The sequence below is a fragment of the Sagittula sp. SSi028 genome (genome assembly GCF_048553715.1).
GTDB lineage: Bacteria > Pseudomonadota > Alphaproteobacteria > Rhodobacterales > Rhodobacteraceae > Sagittula.
Genome location: NZ_JBLZNC010000002.1, coordinates 355,838 through 375,249, shown reverse-complemented (window position 1 = coordinate 375,249; position 19,412 = coordinate 355,838). Strand labels below are relative to the sequence as shown.

General features: G+C 63.1%; 14 protein-coding genes. 8 read left to right on the top strand and 6 right to left on the bottom strand.

Going from position 1 to position 19,412, the window contains the following annotated elements:
• Positions 1–38 precede the first annotated feature (38 nt).
• Both ACN5AZ_RS05295 and pyc read right to left on the bottom strand, forming a co-directional pair.
• Complete coding sequence (locus tag ACN5AZ_RS05295) at positions 39–533, bottom strand: DUF2314 domain-containing protein (RefSeq protein ID WP_419427818.1); 495 nt, start codon at positions 531–533, stop codon at positions 39–41.
• Between the two features lie 163 nt (positions 534–696).
• Positions 697–4,140 (bottom strand): pyruvate carboxylase, encoded by a 3,444-nt coding sequence (gene pyc, locus ACN5AZ_RS05290; protein ID WP_419427817.1) that lies wholly within the window; start codon positions 4,138–4,140, stop codon positions 697–699.
• Positions 4,141–4,362: 222 nt separating this feature from the next.
• Between pyc and ACN5AZ_RS05285 the strand changes: the two genes are divergently transcribed.
• Together ACN5AZ_RS05285 and ACN5AZ_RS05280 are read left to right on the top strand one after the other, a co-directional pair.
• Positions 4,363–5,205, top strand: coding sequence for a hypothetical protein (locus ACN5AZ_RS05285; RefSeq protein WP_419427816.1), 843 nt, complete (start codon positions 4,363–4,365; stop codon positions 5,203–5,205).
• Between the two features lie 109 nt (positions 5,206–5,314).
• On the top strand, positions 5,315–7,726 hold the full coding sequence (locus tag ACN5AZ_RS05280; protein WP_419427815.1) for an ATP-dependent helicase: 2,412 nt from the start codon (positions 5,315–5,317) through the stop codon (positions 7,724–7,726).
• Positions 7,727–7,750: 24 nt separating this feature from the next.
• On the opposite strand, the gene ACN5AZ_RS05275 is transcribed toward ACN5AZ_RS05280, so the two are convergent.
• Positions 7,751–10,642 carry a hypothetical protein gene (locus ACN5AZ_RS05275; protein WP_419427814.1) on the bottom strand — a complete coding sequence of 964 codons (2,892 nt, stop codon included), beginning with the start codon at positions 10,640–10,642 and terminating at the stop codon, positions 7,751–7,753.
• A 174-nt stretch (positions 10,643–10,816) separates the two neighbouring features.
• On the opposite strand from ACN5AZ_RS05275, the gene ACN5AZ_RS05270 reads away from it, so the two are divergent.
• Positions 10,817–11,551 (top strand): SIMPL domain-containing protein, encoded by a 735-nt coding sequence (locus ACN5AZ_RS05270; protein WP_419427813.1) that lies wholly within the window; start codon positions 10,817–10,819, stop codon positions 11,549–11,551.
• A 44-nt stretch (positions 11,552–11,595) separates the two neighbouring features.
• Here ACN5AZ_RS05270 and ACN5AZ_RS05265 read toward each other — a convergent pair whose 3' ends face one another.
• Positions 11,596–12,891, bottom strand: a complete 1,296-nt coding sequence (locus ACN5AZ_RS05265) for an O-acetylhomoserine aminocarboxypropyltransferase/cysteine synthase family protein (protein WP_419427812.1) — start codon at positions 12,889–12,891, stop codon at positions 11,596–11,598.
• 245 nt (positions 12,892–13,136) lie between these two features.
• Between ACN5AZ_RS05265 and ACN5AZ_RS05260 the strand changes: the two genes are divergently transcribed.
• Positions 13,137–13,589: a hypothetical protein gene (locus ACN5AZ_RS05260; RefSeq protein WP_419427811.1), complete on the top strand. Its 453-nt coding sequence runs from the start codon at positions 13,137–13,139 to the stop codon at positions 13,587–13,589.
• Positions 13,590–13,594: 5 nt separating this feature from the next.
• Here ACN5AZ_RS05260 and ACN5AZ_RS05255 read toward each other — a convergent pair whose 3' ends face one another.
• Positions 13,595–14,629 (bottom strand): hypothetical protein, encoded by a 1,035-nt coding sequence (locus ACN5AZ_RS05255; protein ID WP_419427810.1) that lies wholly within the window; start codon positions 14,627–14,629, stop codon positions 13,595–13,597.
• 193 nt (positions 14,630–14,822) lie between these two features.
• Between ACN5AZ_RS05255 and gatC the strand changes: the two genes are divergently transcribed.
• The 4 genes from gatC to ACN5AZ_RS05235 all read left to right on the top strand — a co-directional run bounded on the left by gatC (position 14,823) and on the right by ACN5AZ_RS05235 (position 17,992).
• Positions 14,823–15,110 (top strand): Asp-tRNA(Asn)/Glu-tRNA(Gln) amidotransferase subunit GatC, encoded by a 288-nt coding sequence (gene gatC, locus ACN5AZ_RS05250; RefSeq protein ID WP_419427809.1) that lies wholly within the window; start codon positions 14,823–14,825, stop codon positions 15,108–15,110.
• On the top strand, positions 15,110–16,597 hold the full coding sequence (gatA, locus tag ACN5AZ_RS05245) for an Asp-tRNA(Asn)/Glu-tRNA(Gln) amidotransferase subunit GatA (protein WP_419427808.1): 1,488 nt from the start codon (positions 15,110–15,112) through the stop codon (positions 16,595–16,597). Before gatC ends, gatA begins: the two co-directional genes overlap by 1 nt.
• A 61-nt stretch (positions 16,598–16,658) precedes the next feature.
• Entirely contained in the window at positions 16,659–17,324 is a 666-nt protein-coding gene (locus ACN5AZ_RS05240; protein ID WP_419427807.1) for a hypothetical protein, read from the top strand.
• A gap of 80 nt (positions 17,325–17,404) precedes the next feature.
• The gene (locus ACN5AZ_RS05235; protein WP_419427982.1) at positions 17,405–17,992 is read left to right on the top strand and encodes an N-acetylmuramoyl-L-alanine amidase; all 588 of its coding nucleotides are present in this window, start codon (positions 17,405–17,407) and stop codon (positions 17,990–17,992) included.
• Here ACN5AZ_RS05235 and ACN5AZ_RS05230 read toward each other — a convergent pair.
• Positions 17,980–19,380: a helix-turn-helix domain-containing protein gene (locus ACN5AZ_RS05230; protein WP_419427806.1), complete on the bottom strand. Its 1,401-nt coding sequence runs from the start codon at positions 19,378–19,380 to the stop codon at positions 17,980–17,982. The two genes, ACN5AZ_RS05235 and ACN5AZ_RS05230, sit on opposite strands and share 13 nt — an antisense overlap.
• Between the last annotated feature and the right edge of the window lie 32 nt (positions 19,381–19,412).

Sequence of the window (19,412 nt, the reverse complement as noted above, 5' to 3'; positions counted from 1 at the left end):
TGTCTGTGGCGCAGTCTAGCGCCGTGCCAAAGCCCCCTTTAGCGCCAGATGTCGGGGATGGGCGTGGCCGACAGAAGATCGCGTATTTCGCCTGCCTCCTCCGCTGGCATCTGCGCGATCAGCGCGCGCGTTGTGAAATGGCCGTACATCCGGCCGTCATCGCTGAGGACCGACCAGTCGACGATCTGGTCCGCGGCAAAGCGGATCTCGTCGCCAAGCTGCGCACCGGGCAGATAGCCGGGCGCGGTGGCCAGCCGTCCGTGATAGCCGTCGCTCTCGCGGTACAGCCCCTCGACCCAAAGCGATTCATGATCCACGTCGAAGTTGTGCACCTCCACCCGTACCTTGAGGTTCAGCGCGGGGTGATAGGCGCCATCCCCGTCAGCCAGACGCTGCAACACCATATCAAGACTGGCCCGCGCCTGAGCTATGGCACGGGTCAGCTGCGGCGTGTTCTGGGTGGTTTGGGCGGGCAGGGGGCTGGCGCACAGCGCCGCGACCACAAGGGACGGTATCAAAAGACGTGTAGGCATGGGGCGCTCGGACCGTTTGGTTTCGCCCAGCTAACACCCGCGGCCTTCTGCAGGAAAGCAAGTGGTGCAGAACCCGCCCGTTTCGGCGAAAACGGGCCGCATGCCGCGTCAAAGCAAAAGGCCCGCCGGGGAGGGCGGGCCTTTCGTTTGCTATGAAGCGGGATCACTCCAGCTCGACCAACAGGTCCTTCGCGTCGATCTGGCCACCGGCGGCCACATGCACAGCGCTGACAACGCCGTCGCGTTCCGCGTGCAGGCCGGTTTCCATCTTCATCGCTTCGATGGTCAGCAGCAGATCGCCTTCCTTGACCTTGTCGCCCGGCTTGACCGCGATTGAGGACACAACCCCCGGCATCGGCGCGCCGATGTGGTTGGCGTTGCCAATCTCGGCCTTGGGGCGCGCGGCGCTGGAGGCCTTTGCCTTGCGGTCGGGGACGCGGATGGTGCGCGGCTGGCCGTTGAGTTCAAAGAACACGCGGACTTCGCCGTCATCCTGGGTTTCGCCCACCGCCTGAAGGCGGATTTCCAGCGTCTTGCCCGGGTCGATTTCTGCGGTGATCTCCTCACCCGCGTCCATCCCGTAAAAGAACGTCCGCGTCGGCAGCACCCGCACCGGCCCGTAGGTTTCATGACGCGCCGCGTAGTCGGTAAAGACCTTGGGGTACATCAGGTAGCCGTTGAGATCCTCGTTATCGAAGTCCACATCGGGCAGGGTCTTTTGCAGCTCTGCACGCTTTTCTTCGATGTCGATGGGCGCGGCTTTCAAGCCGGGCCGTTCGGTGAACGGCTTTTCGTCCTTGAGGATCTTTTTCTGGATCTTGGCAGGCCAGCCGCCCGGAGGCTGACCAAGGCTGCCCTTCATCATGTCGATCACAGAATCGGGGAAAGACAGGTCGGTCTTGGGGTCTTCGACCTGCGCGCGGGTCAGACCCTGCGACACCATCATCAGCGCCATGTCACCCACGACCTTGGACGACGGCGTCACCTTCACGATATCACCGAACATCTGGTTCACGTCGGCATAGGTCTGGGCCACTTCGTGCCAGCGCTCTTCCAGCCCCAGCGACCGTGCTTGCGCCTTGAGGTTGGTGAACTGGCCGCCAGGCATCTCGTGGAGATAGACCTCGGAGGCCGGGGCCTGCATGCCCGATTCAAACGCCGCGTATTGGCCGCGGACCGCTTCCCAGTAGTTCGACAGCTCGCGGATCGCGCCCATGTCGAGGCCGGTGTCGCGTTCGGTGAAGCGCAAGGATTCCACCACAGAGCCCATCGTCGGCTGCGAGGTGTTGCCCGACAGCGCGTCCATGGCGCAATCGACCACGTCGACGCCTGCGCGCGAGGCTTCCATGATGGTGGCGATTGCGGCGCCGGATGTGTCATGGGTGTGGAAGTGGACGGGGAGGCCCACCTCTTCTTTCAGTGTCTTGACCAGCGCGTAGGCTGCATTGGCCTTGAGTAGGCCCGCCATGTCTTTCAGACCGATGACATGGGCACCGGCGTCGCGCAGATCCTTGGCCATCGCCACGTAGTATTTCAGGTCATACTTCGACCGATCCGGGTCCAGCATGTCACCGGTGTAGCACACCGTTCCTTCGAGGATCTTGCCCGTGTCGAGCACCGCATCCATAGCGACGCGCATGTTCTCGACCCAGTTGAGGCTGTCGAACACGCGGAACACGTCCACACCGGTTTCGGCGGCCTGTTTGACAAAGAACTGCACCACGTTGTCGGGGTAGTTCGTGTAGCCGACCCCGTTCGCGCCACGCAGCAGCATCTGTGTCATCAGGTTGGGCATGCGTTCGCGAAGATCACGCAGGCGCTGCCACGGGCATTCCTGCAAGAAGCGATAGGCCACATCAAAGGTCGCGCCGCCCCAGCATTCCATGGAGAACAACTGTGGCAGGTTATGCGCATAGGCGGGCGCGGCCCCGATCATGTCCACCGAACGCATCCGCGTCGCCAGCAGGGACTGGTGTCCGTCGCGCATGGTGGTGTCGGTGATCAGCAGTTGCTTTTGCTCCAGCATCCAGTCGGCAACGGCCTTGGGGCCTTTGTCTTCAAGCAGGTTGCGGGTGCCATAGGCGGGTGTGTCCGTGCGCAGCTGCGGGGCCTTGGCGGGTTTGAGATCAGGGTGCGGCATGGCGCGGCCCTGCACCTCGGGGTGGCCGTTCACGGTGATATCCGCAATGTAGGTCAGCACCTTGGTGGCACGGTTGCGCCGCTGTTTGAAGTCGAACAGATCCGGCGTGGTATCGATGAACTTGGTCGAATACTGGTTCGACAGGAACGTCGGATGCTTCAGCAGGTTGATGACAAAGTCGATGTTGGTGGTCACGCCACGGATACGGAATTCGCGCAGGGCGCGGTCCATCCGTTTGATCGCCTGTTCGGGGGTCGGCGCCTTGGCAGTGACCTTGACCAGCAGACTGTCGTAATACCGCGTGATCACGCCGCCTGCATAAGCCGTGCCACCATCAAGACGAATGCCCATGCCCGTGGCCGAACGGTAGGCCGTGATGCGGCCATAGTCGGGGATAAAGTTGTTGGTCGGGTCCTCGGTGGTGATCCGCGTCTGCAGCGCGTGACCCATCAGACGGATGTCATATTGCGATGCCTTGCCGGTGGCCTCGGCCAGCGACTTGCCCTCGGCGATCAGGATCTGCGCCTGAACGATGTCGATGCCGGTGACTTCCTCGGTGACGGTGTGTTCCACCTGAACGCGCGGGTTCACCTCGATGAAGTAGAACTTGCCCGTTTCCATATCCATCAGGAATTCGACGGTGCCGGCACATTCGTAGTTCACGTGCTGGCAGATCTTGCGGCCGAGCTCGCAGATTTCTTCGCGCTGTGCCTCGGACAGGTAGGGGGCGGGGGCGCGTTCGACGACCTTCTGGTTTCGGCGCTGCACCGAACAATCCCGTTCGTACAGATGGTAGATGTTGCCTTGCTTGTCGCCGAGGATCTGCACCTCGACGTGGCGCGCGCGGGTGATCATCTTTTCAAGATAGCCCTCGCCGTTGCCAAAGGCGGCTTCGGCTTCGCGGCGCCCTTCAAGCACCTTTTCCTTCAGCTCCTCAGGGCCGTTGATCGGGCGCATGCCGCGGCCACCACCGCCCCAGCTGGCCTTCAGCATCAGCGGGTAGCCGATCTCCTCGGCCTCTTTGGCGATGGCGTCAAAATCGTCGCCCAGCACTTCGGTGGCGGGGATGACCGGCACGTCGGCGGCAATGGCGACCTTGCGGGCGCTGGCCTTGTCACCAAGGGCGCGCATGGTTTCTGCCTTGGGGCCGATGAAGGTGATTCCATTGGCGGCGCAGGCGTCCACAAAATCGGGGTTTTCCGACAGCAAACCATAACCGGGGTGGATCGCGTCAGCGCCGCATTGTTTGGCAACGCGGATGATCTCGTCGATGGACAGATAGGCCTGAACCGGACCCAGCCCCTCGCCAATGCGATAAGCTTCATCCGCTTTGAAGCGGTGCAAGCCCAGCTTGTCCTCTTCGGCAAAGACGGCAACCGTCTTTTTCCCCATTTCATTGGCGGCCCGCATGATGCGGATGGCGATTTCGCCACGGTTGGCGACGAGAATTTTCTCGAATTCGGGCATTTATATCTGTCCTCTGGCGCAAGATTTTTCGCAAGGTGCGCAACAAAATTACTTTTATTGTCGCCGCGACGCAGCGCAAGGGGCCTTTGCAAATTAATAGAAGGCTGACGCAAGGTTTGCAAATTCTTGGATACATGTTTGCGCAGCATTTCAGGCGAATGTTCAACATATTTTAAGCGCCTTCGACTCATTTTGGGGAAACACCCTTGATCGGAGAAAGCCATGCACGCCCTGTTTCTCGACAGCCGCCCGGACCGCCTTGATCTGCTGCAGATCGCCTTTCTGGAGGCGGGCATTCACGTCACCGGCTCTGGCAGTTTGGGTGTGGTGGAATGTTGTCTGCGCCGCGCCATGGTGGATGTGCTGGTTCTGGATGAGGTGCGCGCGGGCCGGCACGCAAGCGACATCGCCGCCATGGCCATGCGCCGCAATCCAAAGGTGGTGACCCTGATGCTGGCCGATCAGCCGGACGCGGTGGCCGATCAGTGGAGCGACCGGATCAGCAGCCTGTGCGGTGTGATGGAACACGACTGCGCACCGGCCCAGATCGCGCGCATGGCCAAGGCGGCCTTGGCCGGGCAGGGGGCAAAACCGGAAGCCGTACAACAACAGGCACCTGCGGCCAAACCCGCGCAGACCCAGGCGGACGGCTTTCCGGTGCTTAAGGTGCATCCGGCGCTGGCGGCTCAGCGCGCGGCCGAGGCGCAGCAGCATGACGTCGCTACGGGCGATACGGCCAGCCGTCTGGAAGCGGCCCGTCAGATGCTGGAACAACACCACCGCGCCCGCGCGGCCCAAACGTCTGCTGCAAAGACGCAACCCGCCGAAGAGGTGCGGCTGGAACAAGCCCGCGCAATCGCACGCCAGCGGGCGATGGACCACGCCGCAGCCCTGCGTGCGGCCCAGCCTGTTGCGGAGACCGTGACACACAGCGCCCCGCCCGCTCACGGCCCGCTGGAACATTACGCAATGCCAAAGCCCGCAGAGCCCAAGCCTAAACCGGTGTTCCAAAGCGCCCGCCGACGCGGCGTCGGGCTGACATCCGGCGCATTGTTGTCGGCATAAGACGCACACCCCGCCAAGCGGTACAGGTCCCCGCTTGGCTGGGGGAAAACTGCAGAACATTCCGCGAACGCATCTTTTCCTTTCGATGCCGAGGCGCTAGATTGCGCCCATGAGCAGTTACGACGAATTCGACGCCTTCGAGGCCTCTTCGCTGTCCGCCCGTGCTATGGCCGCGCGGCCCGCGCCCTATCTGGATACGCTGAACCCCGCACAGCGCGCCGCCGTCGAACAGCTCGACGGGCCTGTGCTGATGCTTGCAGGGGCGGGCACCGGCAAGACCAAGGCGCTGACCGCCCGGGTGGTGCATCTGCTGCATACAGGGCGCGCTCGCCCGAATGAAATCCTCAGCGTGACCTTCACCAACAAGGCCGCCAAGGAGATGAAGTCCCGCATCGCGCAGATGCTGGGGCAGGTGGTCGAAGGGATGCCCTGGATGGGCACCTTCCACTCGATCTGCGTAAAACTGCTGCGTCGGCATGCGGAACTGGTCGGCTTAAAATCCAACTTCACGATTCTGGACACTGACGACCAGCTGCGCCTGCTCAAGCAGCTTATTCAGGCCCATGGCATTGATGACAAACGCTGGCCCGCCCGCATGCTGGCGGGCATTATCGACGACTGGAAAAACCGCGCGCTGACCCCCGAAAAGGTGCCAGCCGCCGATGCGGGCGCGTACAATCATGTGGGTCCGCGTCTTTATGCGGAATACCAGACCCGCCTCAAAGAGCTGAATGCCTGCGATTTCGGCGATCTTTTGTTGCACATGGTCACGATCTTTCAGGACCATCCCGACATTCTGGAACAATACCAGCGTTGGTTCCGCTACATTATGGTGGACGAATATCAGGATACCAACGTGGCACAGTACCTGTGGCTGCGGCTTTTGGCATCTGGGCATAAAAACATCTGCTGCGTGGGGGATGACGACCAGTCGATCTATGGCTGGCGCGGTGCCGAAGTGGGCAACATCCTGCGATTTGAAAAGGATTTTCCCGGCGCCCATGTGGTGCGGCTGGAGCAGAACTATCGCTCGACCCCGCATATCCTGGCGGCGGCCTCTGGCGTGATCCGGGGCAATGCCAACCGTCTGGGCAAGGAGCTGTGGACCGAGGCGCGCGAGGGCGAGAAGGTCCGCCTGATCGGCCACTGGGATGGCGAGGAAGAGGCGCGCTGGGTCGGTGAGGAAATCGAATCGATGCAGAACGGCACGCGCGGGATGCGTCCGTTCAACCTTGACGAAATGGCCATTTTGGTGCGGGCCTCGCATCAGATGCGCGCGTTCGAGGACCGCTTTCTGACCATCGGTCTGCCCTATCGCGTGATCGGCGGGCCGCGATTCTACGAACGGATGGAGATCCGCGATGCCATGGCCTATTTCCGGGTCGTGGTCTCGCCTTCGGATGATCTGGCGTTCGAGCGGATCGTGAACACCCCCAAACGCGGACTTGGCGACAAGGCGCAGCAGACCATCCAGCGCATAGCCCGTGAGAATGGTGTACCGCTGGTAGATGGCGCGGCGCTGGCCATCGAACAGGGCGCGATCAAGGGCAAAGGCGCCAAGGCGCTGGGCCAGCTTGTGACCGACCTGGCCCGTTGGGGGCGCATGACCCGCGCTACACTGCCTGTCGAAGGCGACGACGCGGTGATCGAGGATCTGTCCCGCCCCACCGGCAAGCCCGAGGTCAGCCATGTGGAACTGGCCCAGATCATCCTCGACGAATCCGGCTACACCGAGATGTGGCAGAACGACAAAACCCCCGAAGCTCCGGGCCGGTTGGAAAACCTCAAGGAACTGGTCAAGGCGCTGGAGAACTTTGAAAATCTCCAAGGGTTTCTGGAACATGTCAGCCTTGTAATGGACAATGAAACCGACGACGCGGGGGCGAAGGTGTCGATCATGACACTGCACGCGGCCAAGGGATTGGAGTTTCCGTCCGTCTTTCTGCCCGGTTGGGAGGATGGTCTGTTCCCGTCGCAACGCAGCATGGATGAAAGCGGGGTCAAAGGGCTCGAGGAAGAGCGCAGACTGGCCTACGTGGGCATCACTCGTGCCGAAGAGGTCTGCACCATTTCTTTTGCAGGCAATCGTCGGGTGTTTGGCCAATGGCAGTCGCAGATGCCCTCCCGTTTCGTGGATGAACTGCCCGAAGAGCATGTGGATGTGCTGACCCCGCCGGGGCTGTATGGCGGGGCGGGGGGCTTTGGCTCGGCCGGTGGCATGGGCTCTACGCTGGAAACCGCGGCGGCAGAGGCGAATGTTTACAATTCGCCGGGGTGGCGCCGTTTGCAGGCCCGTTCCACCGAACGCCCTGTTAGCCAACCGCGTGAAAGCCGCGCGCAGGTCATTGATCTTACAGCGGTTTCTGCCTTTTCCATGGGGGAACGGGTGTTCCACCAGAAATTCGGTTATGGCACGGTTCAGGGGATTGAGGGCGATAAGCTTGAGGTCGCTTTTGAAAAGGCGGGCACGAAAAAGGTCGTCGCCCGTTTCCTGTGTGCGGCAGATGATGTGCCGTTCTAACGCCACATGATATGGCGCGCGGGCTTATCCGCGCGGCATCTGCAGCGTCACGTTGCGTCCGCTTTTGGAATAGCGCAGTTCTGATTCGCCGATGGCGGCAACGCGCCCGCCATCAAGCCGGTCGCCGACTTTGACTTTCAGATATTTGCCGGAGGGCATGCGCACCAGCGCGCGCCGGTTCGACGGTGTGCCGTAGACGCCAATCAGGTTGATCCGGTTGAGCCGGATCGCATTGCGCACTGTGGCCGACGTGGCGACAGACGCGCTGGACGGGACCGAAGGCTGCACAGTGCGCGGGGCCACGGCGGCCGTTTGCACCGGAGCTGTGGGGCGGAGTTCCTCTGCGCGTTCGACGATGGCGGCGATGTTGCGCGGACGGCTGACCGGTTGCAGCGACGCTGTTACCGCTTGATCTGTGGCATTCGCTTGTGGGTCGCTTTCCTCTGCCTGTTCCTGCGCCGTTTGCGGGCGGAGCTGGGGGCGGATGGCCGCCAATTCCTGACGTGAGATCCCGCTGAGCGTGGCGCGTTCGCGCTGTTCGATGATGTCATCGGGACGTGCTTCGGGCCGGAAGGCGGCCAGCGGGCTGGTGGGCGTGGCGACCGCAGTTTCGTCCGCCTCATCTGCGTCTGGCTGGACGTTGGAGACCGGCGTTGGCGTGGCACCACCGCCGCGCAGGGGTGGCACCACGGGGGGCTGTCCGGCATAGACCCGCAGATAATCCGGTGTCAGCGCACCTTCCGGTGTGGCGCGCACAAGCCCGCGTTCGTCGATGTCGAAGGTCATGCCAGCGGGCGGCGGCAGGCCGGGGTCCGCTGGCGCGAGCGTTGTCGTGCTGCCGGGCGCACGCGGCAAAGCCACCGCATCGAAGACCTGCACCGACGGGTCGATAGAGGCCACATAAACCCCTTCGACCGCGTCGCTGGGCGGGGTCAGCGGCGCATCGGGTGTGCGTTGCCAGATGCCCGTTGCCGCATACAGCGTGGCTGCCTCATCCTCCGTCAGCACGCGTCCGACGGGGGCGGGCGCGGGCTGGGTCAGCGGCACCGCCGGCTGCGGCGCGGGTGCGATGTCCAGCGCGGCAAGCTCTTCTCCAGCATCTTCAAGATCCTCGATCTCTTCCGCCTCGGCCGTCGCGGTTTCGACGGTTTCCGCCTCGTCGCGGGGGCCAAAGAAGCGCGCCAGCCCGTCGTCAAGAAACACCGTGGACCACGCGCCGATGCCAAGCAGCAACAGGATCAGGGCCGCTGTCAGATACAGGGCCAAGAACCGGGGCTTGCGGCGCTCGGGCTTGGCGCGCGCACCAAAAACGGTCAGCCGGTCCTTTTCGGTCGCTGTTTCGGGCGGTGCTATGGCTTTGGGTTTCTTGGGCGTTTCGGTGTCATCAACCGGCGTTGCGGCCAAGGCTGCGGCCAGCCGCGCGGCGTTTCTGGTCTCCGTCGGTGCATCTTTTTCCACCGGGGACAGCGGTTTGAACGAGGTCGGCTGCGGCGGCAAAGCGTGCGGTGTCTTGGGCCGCGCAAGCGCGGGCCCTTCGATGCTGGGCCGACGCATTGCGGCCAGCCGGACGAGCGGTGACGGCCCATCGGCGCGTGGGACCGCCCGGGCTCCGACAGCCGTTATGTCCGGCGCTGTCGGGGCCTCTACTGTTGGACTTTCTGGCACAGGCTGCGGAGGAACAATGGGTTTGTCCGGCGCAACAACAGGTTCGGGAGCGGGCGGCACGGACGCTGTGCTCTGGCGGCTCGGCGCCCCCAGTTCTGGCGCGGCACTGGCCGAAGTCGCCGCTGGCTGCACTTTGGGCGCGGCGCCAGTGTCATTGTCCGTACGCTCTGCGCGCAGTGCGGGCGCCTTCGCTGAAGCTCGTTCATCTGGCGAACCGGCAGGTTTCTCGTCGCGATAGGCCGTGAAGCGCGATGCATCAATGCTCAGGCGCGGCGCGTCCGGTACGGGTTGCGCCGACGTCGCGCGGATCGAAGTGAACGACAGTTTCGGGGCCGGTTCATCCGGCGTCTCGTCAAGCTGATCAAGCACATCGGCAAACGACATGTCTTGTACAGGTTCCGGTGCCGCGGGCTCAGGCTCCTGCTGCTCGGGCAGGGCGTCCTTGGGCGATGGTTGTGCGAATAGATCGGGTTGATCGTCCTCGGTCAGCGTGGGGGCGGGCGTCGGTGCGATCGGTGGATCAACGGGGGCTGACGCGTCTACGGCAACCTCCTGCTCTGCGGGCCCTTCCAGCACAGCCGCCGGTTCGGCGATCTGGGTCAGCGCAGGCTCTTCCGGCACAATCTCCGGTTCGGGGGTCTCGGTTGGCGCAGGCTCGGGCGCGTCAACCCGCGCCTCGGGTTTCGGGTCCGGCTTGGGCTGGGGTTGCGCAGGCTTGAAGGCGTCGGGCGTGGCGGCGACGATTTCCAGCGCGCGGGCAGGGCGGTCGATATTGCGCCGCGCTTCCTGTGTTTTGCCAAAGAACACCGCGCCGTCGAAATTGCCAGCCTCCGCCTTGGCGAGGTGGCACAGCGGCAAAAATCCATGATCGCGGGCAAAGCTTTCGGCCTCGTCCAGCGTATCGCGCGCCACGGCGGCGATCTGCAAACGTCCACCGCTGCGGGCGTGGTCCCACACGAGTTGGTCCAACGGATAGGGCGTGGCCCCGTCCAGCGCAGTGCGAATGGCGCTGTCTGTATCCTCTTCCGTATCCGGCAGGTCCAGATAACGAATTTGTTCGTTGGGAATGACCAGAGCGATGTCGACAGCCTTGGGGTCGAGCGCCATGGCACGATCGCGCATGGCAAGCACCGCCGCATCCAGATCGGGATGGTCGATGGGGACTTCGTCGATCAGGGCCCAGGACGGGCCAATGCGACGCAGAAGGCCGATGCCTTCGAACGAAAGGGCGAGCGCGAAATTCGGTACCATGCCGGGGGTCTTACCAGTCCTGCCATGCTCGGGGGAGGGATAAATCCCAGTCGTCGCGAATATACGGCAAGTCTTTGCCGAGGAAAAGAATGTCCTGTGGGCAGGGATTGCCAGCGGGGCGGGCGGGGCCGACTGTGGCGCGCGATACGAGGGCTCAAGGAAAAGGAGCACAGCATGCGCATTTCACAAAGGTTCACCGGTCCGGTTCTGGCAGCAGTCGCCTGTGCGGTTCTCGCAGCGGGGGCGGCACTGCCTGTCCGCGCACAGGATGTTGCGCAGATGACTGTCACAGGCGAATCCCGTGTGACGGCAGTTCCGGATATGGCGACGGTGTCTTTGGGCGCCGAAGGGCGGGGCGAGAGCGCGCAGGCGGCCATGGATGCGACAAGTGCCGCAGTCGAAGCGATCATCGCCGAGCTGTCCGACCTTGGTCTGGAAGACGCGGACATCCAGACCCGGGATCTGTCGGTGACCGAAGAGACCAAATGGAACCGTGAACGCGACGAGCAGATCTTTGTCGGCTATTTCGCCCGCAACATGATCGATATTCGCGTGCGCGATATGGACAAGCTGGGCGATATTCTCGGCGCGGTTCTGGGCAAGGGGGCGACACGCCTTGGCGGGATCAGCTTTAGTTTGCAAGATGATGCGCCCTTGCGGGCCGAAGCGCGCACCGCCGCCGTGCGTGACGCGATGGACAAGGCCAAGCTGTTCGCCGAGGCCGCAGAGGTGCGTGTGGGCCGTGTCGTCAGCATCCGTGATAGCGGCACAGCGCAACCCGAAGGGCCGGTGCGCAAAATGGCGGAACCCATGATGCTGGAGGCGGCTGACGCGCGGTCTGTGCCGGTGGCCGTGGGCGAGACGGCAGTGCGCTCCGAGGTCACGATGGTGTTCGAGATCCTGCAGTAAGGCAGGGGGGCAGGTCGGGGAAAATCCCCGACCTACGCGGTGGATCACCCGGCCGCTTTGGCCAGCGCCTGTGTCAGATCGGCGATGAGATCCGCGGGATCCTCGGTGCCGATGGAGATGCGCACAACGTTTGGCGCGGCGCCAGCGGCGATCTGTTGGTCTTCGGTCAGTTGCCGGTGCGTGGTGGATGCCGAGTGGATCACAAGGCTGCGCGTGTCGCCCAAGTTGGCCACATGGCTGAAAATCTCCAGCGAATCGACGAATTTGACGCAGGCGTCGTAGCCGCCCTTTAGCGCGATGGTGAACAGCCCGCCCGCGCCCTTGGGGCAGATCCGCGCGACGCGGTCGTGATAGGGGGAGCTGTCCAACCCGGCATAGGTCACGGCCTCTACTGCGTCATGGGTTTGCAGCCAGCCAGCGACTTCCCGTGCGTTGGCCACGTGCTTTTCCATCCGCAAGGACAGGGTTTCGATCCCCATCAGGGTGTAATGCGCCGCCTGCGGGTTCAGGGTCATGCCCAGATCGCGCAGACCGATGGCAATGCCGTGGAATGTGAAGGCCAGCCCGCCAAAGGTCTCGTGGAATTTCAGCCCGTGATAGGCGGGCTCCGGGGCCGAGAGGGACGGGAATTTATCGCTCGCCGACCAGTCGAATTTGCCCGAATCCACGACCACACCGCCGGTGACGGTGCCGTTCCCGGTCAGGTATTTGGTCATGGAATGCACAACCAGCGTGGCGCCATGTTCGATGGGGCGGCACAGATATGGCGTGGCCGAGGTGTTGTCGACAATCAGCGGCACGCCCGCCTTGTCGGCAATCGCAGAAATCGCGTCGAGGTCGGTGATATAGCCGCCGGGGTTGGCGATGCTTTCGCAAAACACCGCGCGGGTGTTGTCGTCGATGGCTGCTTCGACCGCGTCGAGATCATCAAAATCCACAAAGGTGGCGGACCATCCAAAGCGTTTGATGGTCTGGCTGAATTGCGTGATCGTGCCGCCATAGAGGCGCGAGGAGGCCACGATATTCAGCCCCGGACCCATCAGCGGGAACAGCGCCATGATCTGCGCCGCATGACCGGACGAGCAGCAAACCGCGCCAACGCCGCCTTCGAGCGTGGCCATGCGTTCCTGCAGTGCGGCGACCGTCGGGTTGGTCAGGCGCGAATAGATGTAGCCGACCTCTTGGAGATTGAACAACGCGGCCGCATGTTCGGCGTCGCGAAACACATAGGCTGTGGTCTGGTAGATGGGCGTCTGACGTGCGCCGGTCGCGGGATCGGGCCGCGCCCCTGCGTGAATTTGCAGTGTGTCAAAACCGGGTGTGGTTGTGCCGTCGCTCATGGTGGTCCTCCCAAAGTGCGTTCGGCTTGACCCTAGGGGAGCTTTGGAAGGCCGACAAGCCGTGCCAATGGCCACCCCACCACGAAGACGTGTTGGAACTTTGTCAGGGCTGAGCTGAGGGCCCTATTTCTGCCAGCCCTCTGACAACAATCAACGTTTGCGCGATCTGGCTGGAAATCGCCTATGAGGCAGCGCAGCTTTCAAGCGTGACCACAACGGCCACCTTATCAGCAAAGAGACAGCCCATGACATACGTCCCCCCGATCCGCCCGCTTTTGATTGCCGGAGCCCTCGGGCAAATCGCCTTCGAGCTTTATGCGTGGCTGATCTCGCCGTGGCTGTTCGGGGTCACGCTGGAACCTGCCAATCTGGTCATGGGGCTGGGTAAGCAGCTGCTGGGCCTGAGCTATGGCTATCCGATTGCCTTTGCGCTGCATGTGGCGTTGGGCGTGGTCGGGTTTGCAGCGCTTGTCTGGGCGGCGTGGCGTGTGCTGCCTAGGGGCTGGACCACGGCCGGGGCCATCACCGGGGTTGCCCTGTGGTTCATCGCCCAAGGGTTTCTGGCCCAGATCGTCGGGCGCGATTTCATGATGGGCTTTGGCGCCTATACGCAGTCGTCCTTTGTCGGACACGTCGGCATGACGCTGGTAATTGCAGCGGTGTTTGCCCGTTTGCAGGGGCGCGCAGCGGTGGCCTGACAGGTTCACCGCATCCAGAACCCCTCGCGCTTGATCGTGTTGCGAATGGTTTGTTCGCGGCGCGGTAGGTCGGTCTGGTCGAACAGCGCGCGCACTTTGTGACCCCGCCCCTGATAGATCATCCGTTTGAACGGCTCATATTGTTTGAGCAGTTTCTTGATCGGATTGGGGGCGGTGACATCTTCGAGCACGCGCACCGCAGTCTCGCTTTCGCGGGCGTAAAGCAAAGGCAACGTGCGGTAGTGACACGTCACAGATCCGTCGAGAAGCCCTGCAGGCAGCGTGTCGCGCCCGCCGCCAAAGGAATGGATGACCAGTGGCAGGGCCACCTGATCGAGCCAGGGGTCAAAGCTTTGGCAGACCAGTTCGGGCGGGGCGTCGTCGCGGATCGCCAGCGCATAGTCCAGAAACCGCTGACCAAAGGCATGCGGGCATTTGTAAAAGAAAAAGCCCGCATTGAAATACAGGTAACGCTGCCAGTATTCGTCAGGCTGCGACAGGTCGAGACTGCTGTCGAAATCCAGCCCGAACTTGTCATATAGCGCGCCCCAGGTCTCGGCGTAGCCGGGGCCGTAGAGTTCCAGCTTTGGCCAAGTGCCTTCGCGCTGCATGGATGCGGTGGGGCGATCGAAATCAAACGGGACAGAGGCCAGATCATCCAGCACCAGTGTATCGGTGTCGAAGAAAATGAACGGCTCGCCTTTGGGCAGGGCAAACAGCGCCTCGATCTTGTTGCCATAGGGGTAGGCATGGCCGAAGTGATGCGAGGGGAAGCGGATGATCTCCGCGCCAAACCCCTCAAGTGCTGCGCGAATATCGCCGTCGCGGATGGTGGGGTCATTGGGCCATTTGTCGTTGGGTTCGGGTTCGGCCACATACAGCTTGAACCCGTCGTTGGGGGACATGGCCGCACGCGAGGCGGCAAAGGTCAGCGCCTCATAGGCGAGACGCCCGTTTTGCCCCACAATCAGAATGTTGGCCTGCTGCGGGGCCCTGGCCGGTTTCTTTGCCGTGGGTTTGCGCGTCGTGCCGCCTGCCATGATCGTTCTGCCCCTGCCACCAATGCGTGTTTTGCCGGACTATAGTTAATGTGGCGAGCGGGGGGAAGGCGGGGCACAGCCCCGCCCTACGGTCTGCTGCATTCGGGGCACGCCGGATGGCCCATAGGCTTGCGACTGGCGGCATGGGGCGGTAAAGCGGCCCCAAGATATTTTTCGCAAATGAGGCCCCCCAATGTCGATCGACATCGAGACCGCCGCCCGCGTTGCCAAGCTCGCGCGGATCAAGGTGGACAAGGACGAGCTGCCCGAACTGGCGCATGCCTTTAACGATATCCTCGGCTTCATCGAGCAGTTGGGCGAAGTCGACGTCGACGGTGTCGAGCCGATGGTGTCCGTCACCCCGATGCGTCTGAAGCGGCGCGCCGATGGTGTGACCGATGGCAACATACAGGACAAGGTCCTGAAAAACGCGCCCGATGCGCGCGAGGGTTTCTTTGCCGTGCCGAAGGTGGTCGAGTGATGAGCGATCTGACAAAACTGAAAATCTCCGAGGCGCGCGACGCGCTGCGCAAGGGCGATGTGACCTCGGCCGAGCTGACCGATGCCTGTCTGGGGGCCATCGACGGCGCCGGTGCGCTGAACGCCTTTGTCCACCAGACTGCAGACATCGCGCGCGCGCAGGCCGCCGCTGCGGACACCCGGATAAAGGCCGGTGATGCGCCGTCGCTGTGCGGCATCCCGCTGGGCATCAAGGATGTGTTCTGCACCAAGGGCGTGCCGTCGCAGGCAGCGTCCAGCATCCTCGAAGGGTTCAAGCCCGAATATGAATCCACTGTCACCAGCCAGTTGTTCAATGACGGCGCGGTGATGCTGGGCAAGCTGAACATGGATGAATTCGCCATGGGCAGTTCGAACGAGAACACCTGCTACGGGGCGTCCATCAACCCGTGGCGGCGTGAGGGCGACGACACGCCGTTGACACCGGGTGGGTCTTCGGGCGGCTCTGCGGCGGCGGTTGCGGCGGACCTGTGTCTGGGCGCCACCGGCACCGACACCGGCGGCTCGATCCGTCAGCCTGCGGCCTTTACCGGCATCACGGGCATCAAGCCGACCTACGGGCGCTGCTCGCGCTGGGGGATCGTGGCCTATGCGTCCTCGCTGGATCAGGCAGGCCCGATGACCAAGGACGTGCGCGACGCGGCCATCATGCTGCAGGCGATGGCGGGACATGACCCGAAGGATTCGACAAGCGCCGATCTGGCAGTGCCGGATTTCGAAGCCATGCTGACCGGCGACATCCGCGGAAAAAAGATCGGTATTCCGCGCGAATATCAGGTCGACGGCATGCCCGACGAGATTGCCTCCATCTGGGCCGAAGGCCGCAAGATGCTGCAGGACGCCGGTGCGGAAATCGTCGATGTGTCGCTGCCGCATACGAAATACGCGCTGCCGACCTACTACGTGATCGCCCCGGCCGAAGCCTCGTCGAACCTTGCGCGCTATGACGGTGTCCGCTTTGGCCTCCGCGCTGCGCTGGGCACCGGTGATGGCATCACCGAGATGTACGAAAAGACCCGCGCCGAAGGTTTCGGTGACGAGGTCAAGCGCCGCATAATGGTGGGCACCTACGTGCTGTCCGCAGGCTTCTACGACGCCTACTACAACAAGGCGCGCAAAGTGCGCACGCTGATCAAGAAAGACTTCGAAGATGTCTTTGCTGCCGGCGTGGATGCGATCCTTGCGCCTGCAACGCCCTCCAGCGCCTTTGGCATCGGCGAGATGAAGGACGCAGATCCGGTCAAGATGTACCTCAACGACGTCTTTACCGTGACGCTGAACCTTGCCGGTCTGCCCGGTGTGGCTGTGCCTGCGGGCCTCGACAAACAGGGGCTGCCGCTTGGGCTGCAACTGATTGGCCGCCCGTGGGAAGAGGGTGATCTGCTGAATACCGCCTATGCGCTGGAACAGGCTGCAGGCTTTGTTTCCAAGCCTGCAAAATGGTGGTAAGGCATTGAAAAAGGATGGGGGTGCGGAAAACCGCGCCCCCCATTTCTATGGGGCTGAGGACATGCGGATTTTTCTTTGTGGTGTCGCGCTGGTGGCGCTGGCGAACTGTACACATTCTGTGCCGGACAGCGCAGCGGGCGTTGTGGACACCGGACAGGGCGTGGGTTTTGGCAACTACGACGATTACCGCGAGGCGCGCGAGGCGCAGTTGAACGGCGATCCGGCGGCCTCCAGCACCGATGACATCGCACGTCAGGCGGCGGCGGCGCTGAATTCCGGCGAGGCGCCGGTGAATGCTTCACCCTCGAACCCCGCACCGGAAGTTGTTGAAAACGCACGCGGCATTTCGGGCGAGAACGATTTTGACGCGGTGTCCGCCCAGCGGGACATTCAGGCCGATGCGGCGCTGATCGCCCAGAACCGCGCCCAGTATCAGGTGATCCAGCCGACCGATCTGCCTGCGCGCCCCGGATCGAGCCGACCCAATATCGTGGCCTACGCGTTGCAGACCACCAACCCTGTTGGCACGCCGCTGTACAACCGCTCGTCCTTCCGCGCAGAAACCAAATACGCGCAATCCTGTGGGGCGTTTGCCTCTGCCGATCTGGCGCAAGAGGAATTCCTCGCGCTGGGCGGGCCTGAGCGTGATCGCAAGGGCATGGACCCTGACGGCGACGGCTACGCCTGCGGCTGGAACCCGGCGCCGTTCCGCGCCGCGCGGGGCTAAGCCTGCCCGTGCAGCCGATCTGGCACGCATCTGATAATTTTGGCGACCGGCGCGGGTGTTCCGCGCCGGATTGCGTTTTGATCCATTACACGGCCATGACCAGCGCCGAGGCTGCCTTGGATCGTCTGTGCGACCCCGCGTTCGAGGTCTCGGCCCACTACCTGATCGCAGAGGACGGGCGGCTGTGGCAGATGGTGCGAGAGGAGGATCGCGCTTGGCACGCAGGGCGCGGGGCTTGGGGCGAGTGCGCGGATGTGAATTCCCGCAGCGTCGGGATTGAGCTTGCCAACCCTGCCACGCACCCCTTTCCCGAACCTCAGATGGCTGTGCTGGAGGTGTTGCTTGGCGAGATCATGGCGCGCTGGTCGATCCCTGCGTCGCGTGTGCTGGCCCATTCCGATATCGCGACAGGGCGCAAGATCGATCCCGGCCCGCGCTTTGATTGGCAGCGGTTGGCGCGGCGTGGGCTGTCCGTCTGGCCGCAGGCGGGGCAGGGCGGCGATTTCTACAGGGACGCAAGACGGTTTGGCTATCGCGGGACGCCAGAGGACATTCTCGCAGCGTTTCGCTTGCGCTTTCGCCCGCGGGCCTTCGGTCCGTTAGATGATATGGATCGCGCCCTGATGGCCGATCTGGCGGCACGCTTTCCCTGCGATCAGTCCAGCTGATAGGGCAGCACGTCGCGCAAATGCGGTGTGGTGGTCAGGCGTTTTTCCAATGGCGGAACAGAACGTTGATGGCAGTTCGTCCGCTCGCAAATCCGGCAGGAAATTCCGATGGGTTCAAACGCCGAGGCACGGTTCACATCCATCCCATCCGCATAGACCAGCGCCTGCGCGTGGCGCACCTCACATCCCAAAGCGATGGCATAGCGGCGCACCGGCGCGCCAAAATGGCCACCGGATTTGGACACGTCATGGGCCAGCGAGATATAGCGCACGCCGTCAGGGGTTTCCGCCAACTGCCGCAGGAAGCGACCCGGCGTCTCGAAGGCGCGGTGCACGTTCCACAGCGGACAGGCCCCGCCGAAGCGCGCGAATTGCAACCGCGTGGCCGAATGCCGCTTGGTGATCGTCCCGGCCTGATCCACGCGCACAAAGAAGAACGGCACGCCCTTGGCGCCGGGGCGCTGCAGGGTGGACAGCCGGTGGGCGACCTGTTCGATCGAGGCGCCGAATTTGGCCGCCAACAATTCCAGATCATGCCGCGTGTCCTGCGCCGCGCTTAGAAACGCGCTGTAGGGCATCAGCGCCGCACCGGCGTAGTAGTTGGCCAACCCCAGCTTGGCGATGGCGCGGGCCTCGTCCGATTGGAAGCGCGCCAGATCAAGCGTCGCATCCAGCAGTTGATTTTGCCGAAGAAGCGCGATCTGCACCAGCAGTTGAAAGGTCTGCGTTTCCACCGGCAAGAGCGAGGACAGCGTCAGTTCCTTACGGGTGACGTCAAAGGTGCGCATCGGCGCTGTCTGCGAAAACCGTACCACGCAGCCGTCGGCCTCCAGCCGGGCAATGACGCCGCTGCGCAGGTCGCTTTCGGTGGCAATCTGGCTGGCAAAGCGTTCTGCGGCGCGGTCCACGGCGTCGATGTAGTTGTCGCAGTAATGAAAGAAGTCGCGCACTTCCTCCCACGGGCTGGGCTGCAGTTGCGACCCCTCGCGCCCCAGCGCCTCGTCCAGCGAGGCAAGCCTTTCGTGGGTTTGTCGGTAGGCGCGGTGCAGCGCCAGAAAGGCGCGCGCCAGGACCGGCGCGTTAGAGGCCGTCAACCGAAGGTCGGCCAGTTGGGGCGCGGCCTCGCCAAACACTGGATCGGCCAAAGCCTCGCGCATGTCGGTTACCAGACGCTCTGCGTCGCCCTGACCCAGTTCGGTGACGTCAAACCCGAACTCCTGCGCCAAGGCCAGAACCACCGTCGTCGACACGGGGCGGTTGTTGTTTTCCATCTGGTTGAGATAGGGCAGGGAGATCCCCAGCTTGGCCGCGAAATCCTTTTGCGTCAGCCCGAGGCGGCTGCGAATATCGCGCAGCTTCGCGCCGGCATACAGTTTTTGCGTGGCCATCTTTGCACCTTAGCGGAGTTTGCATAATGTTT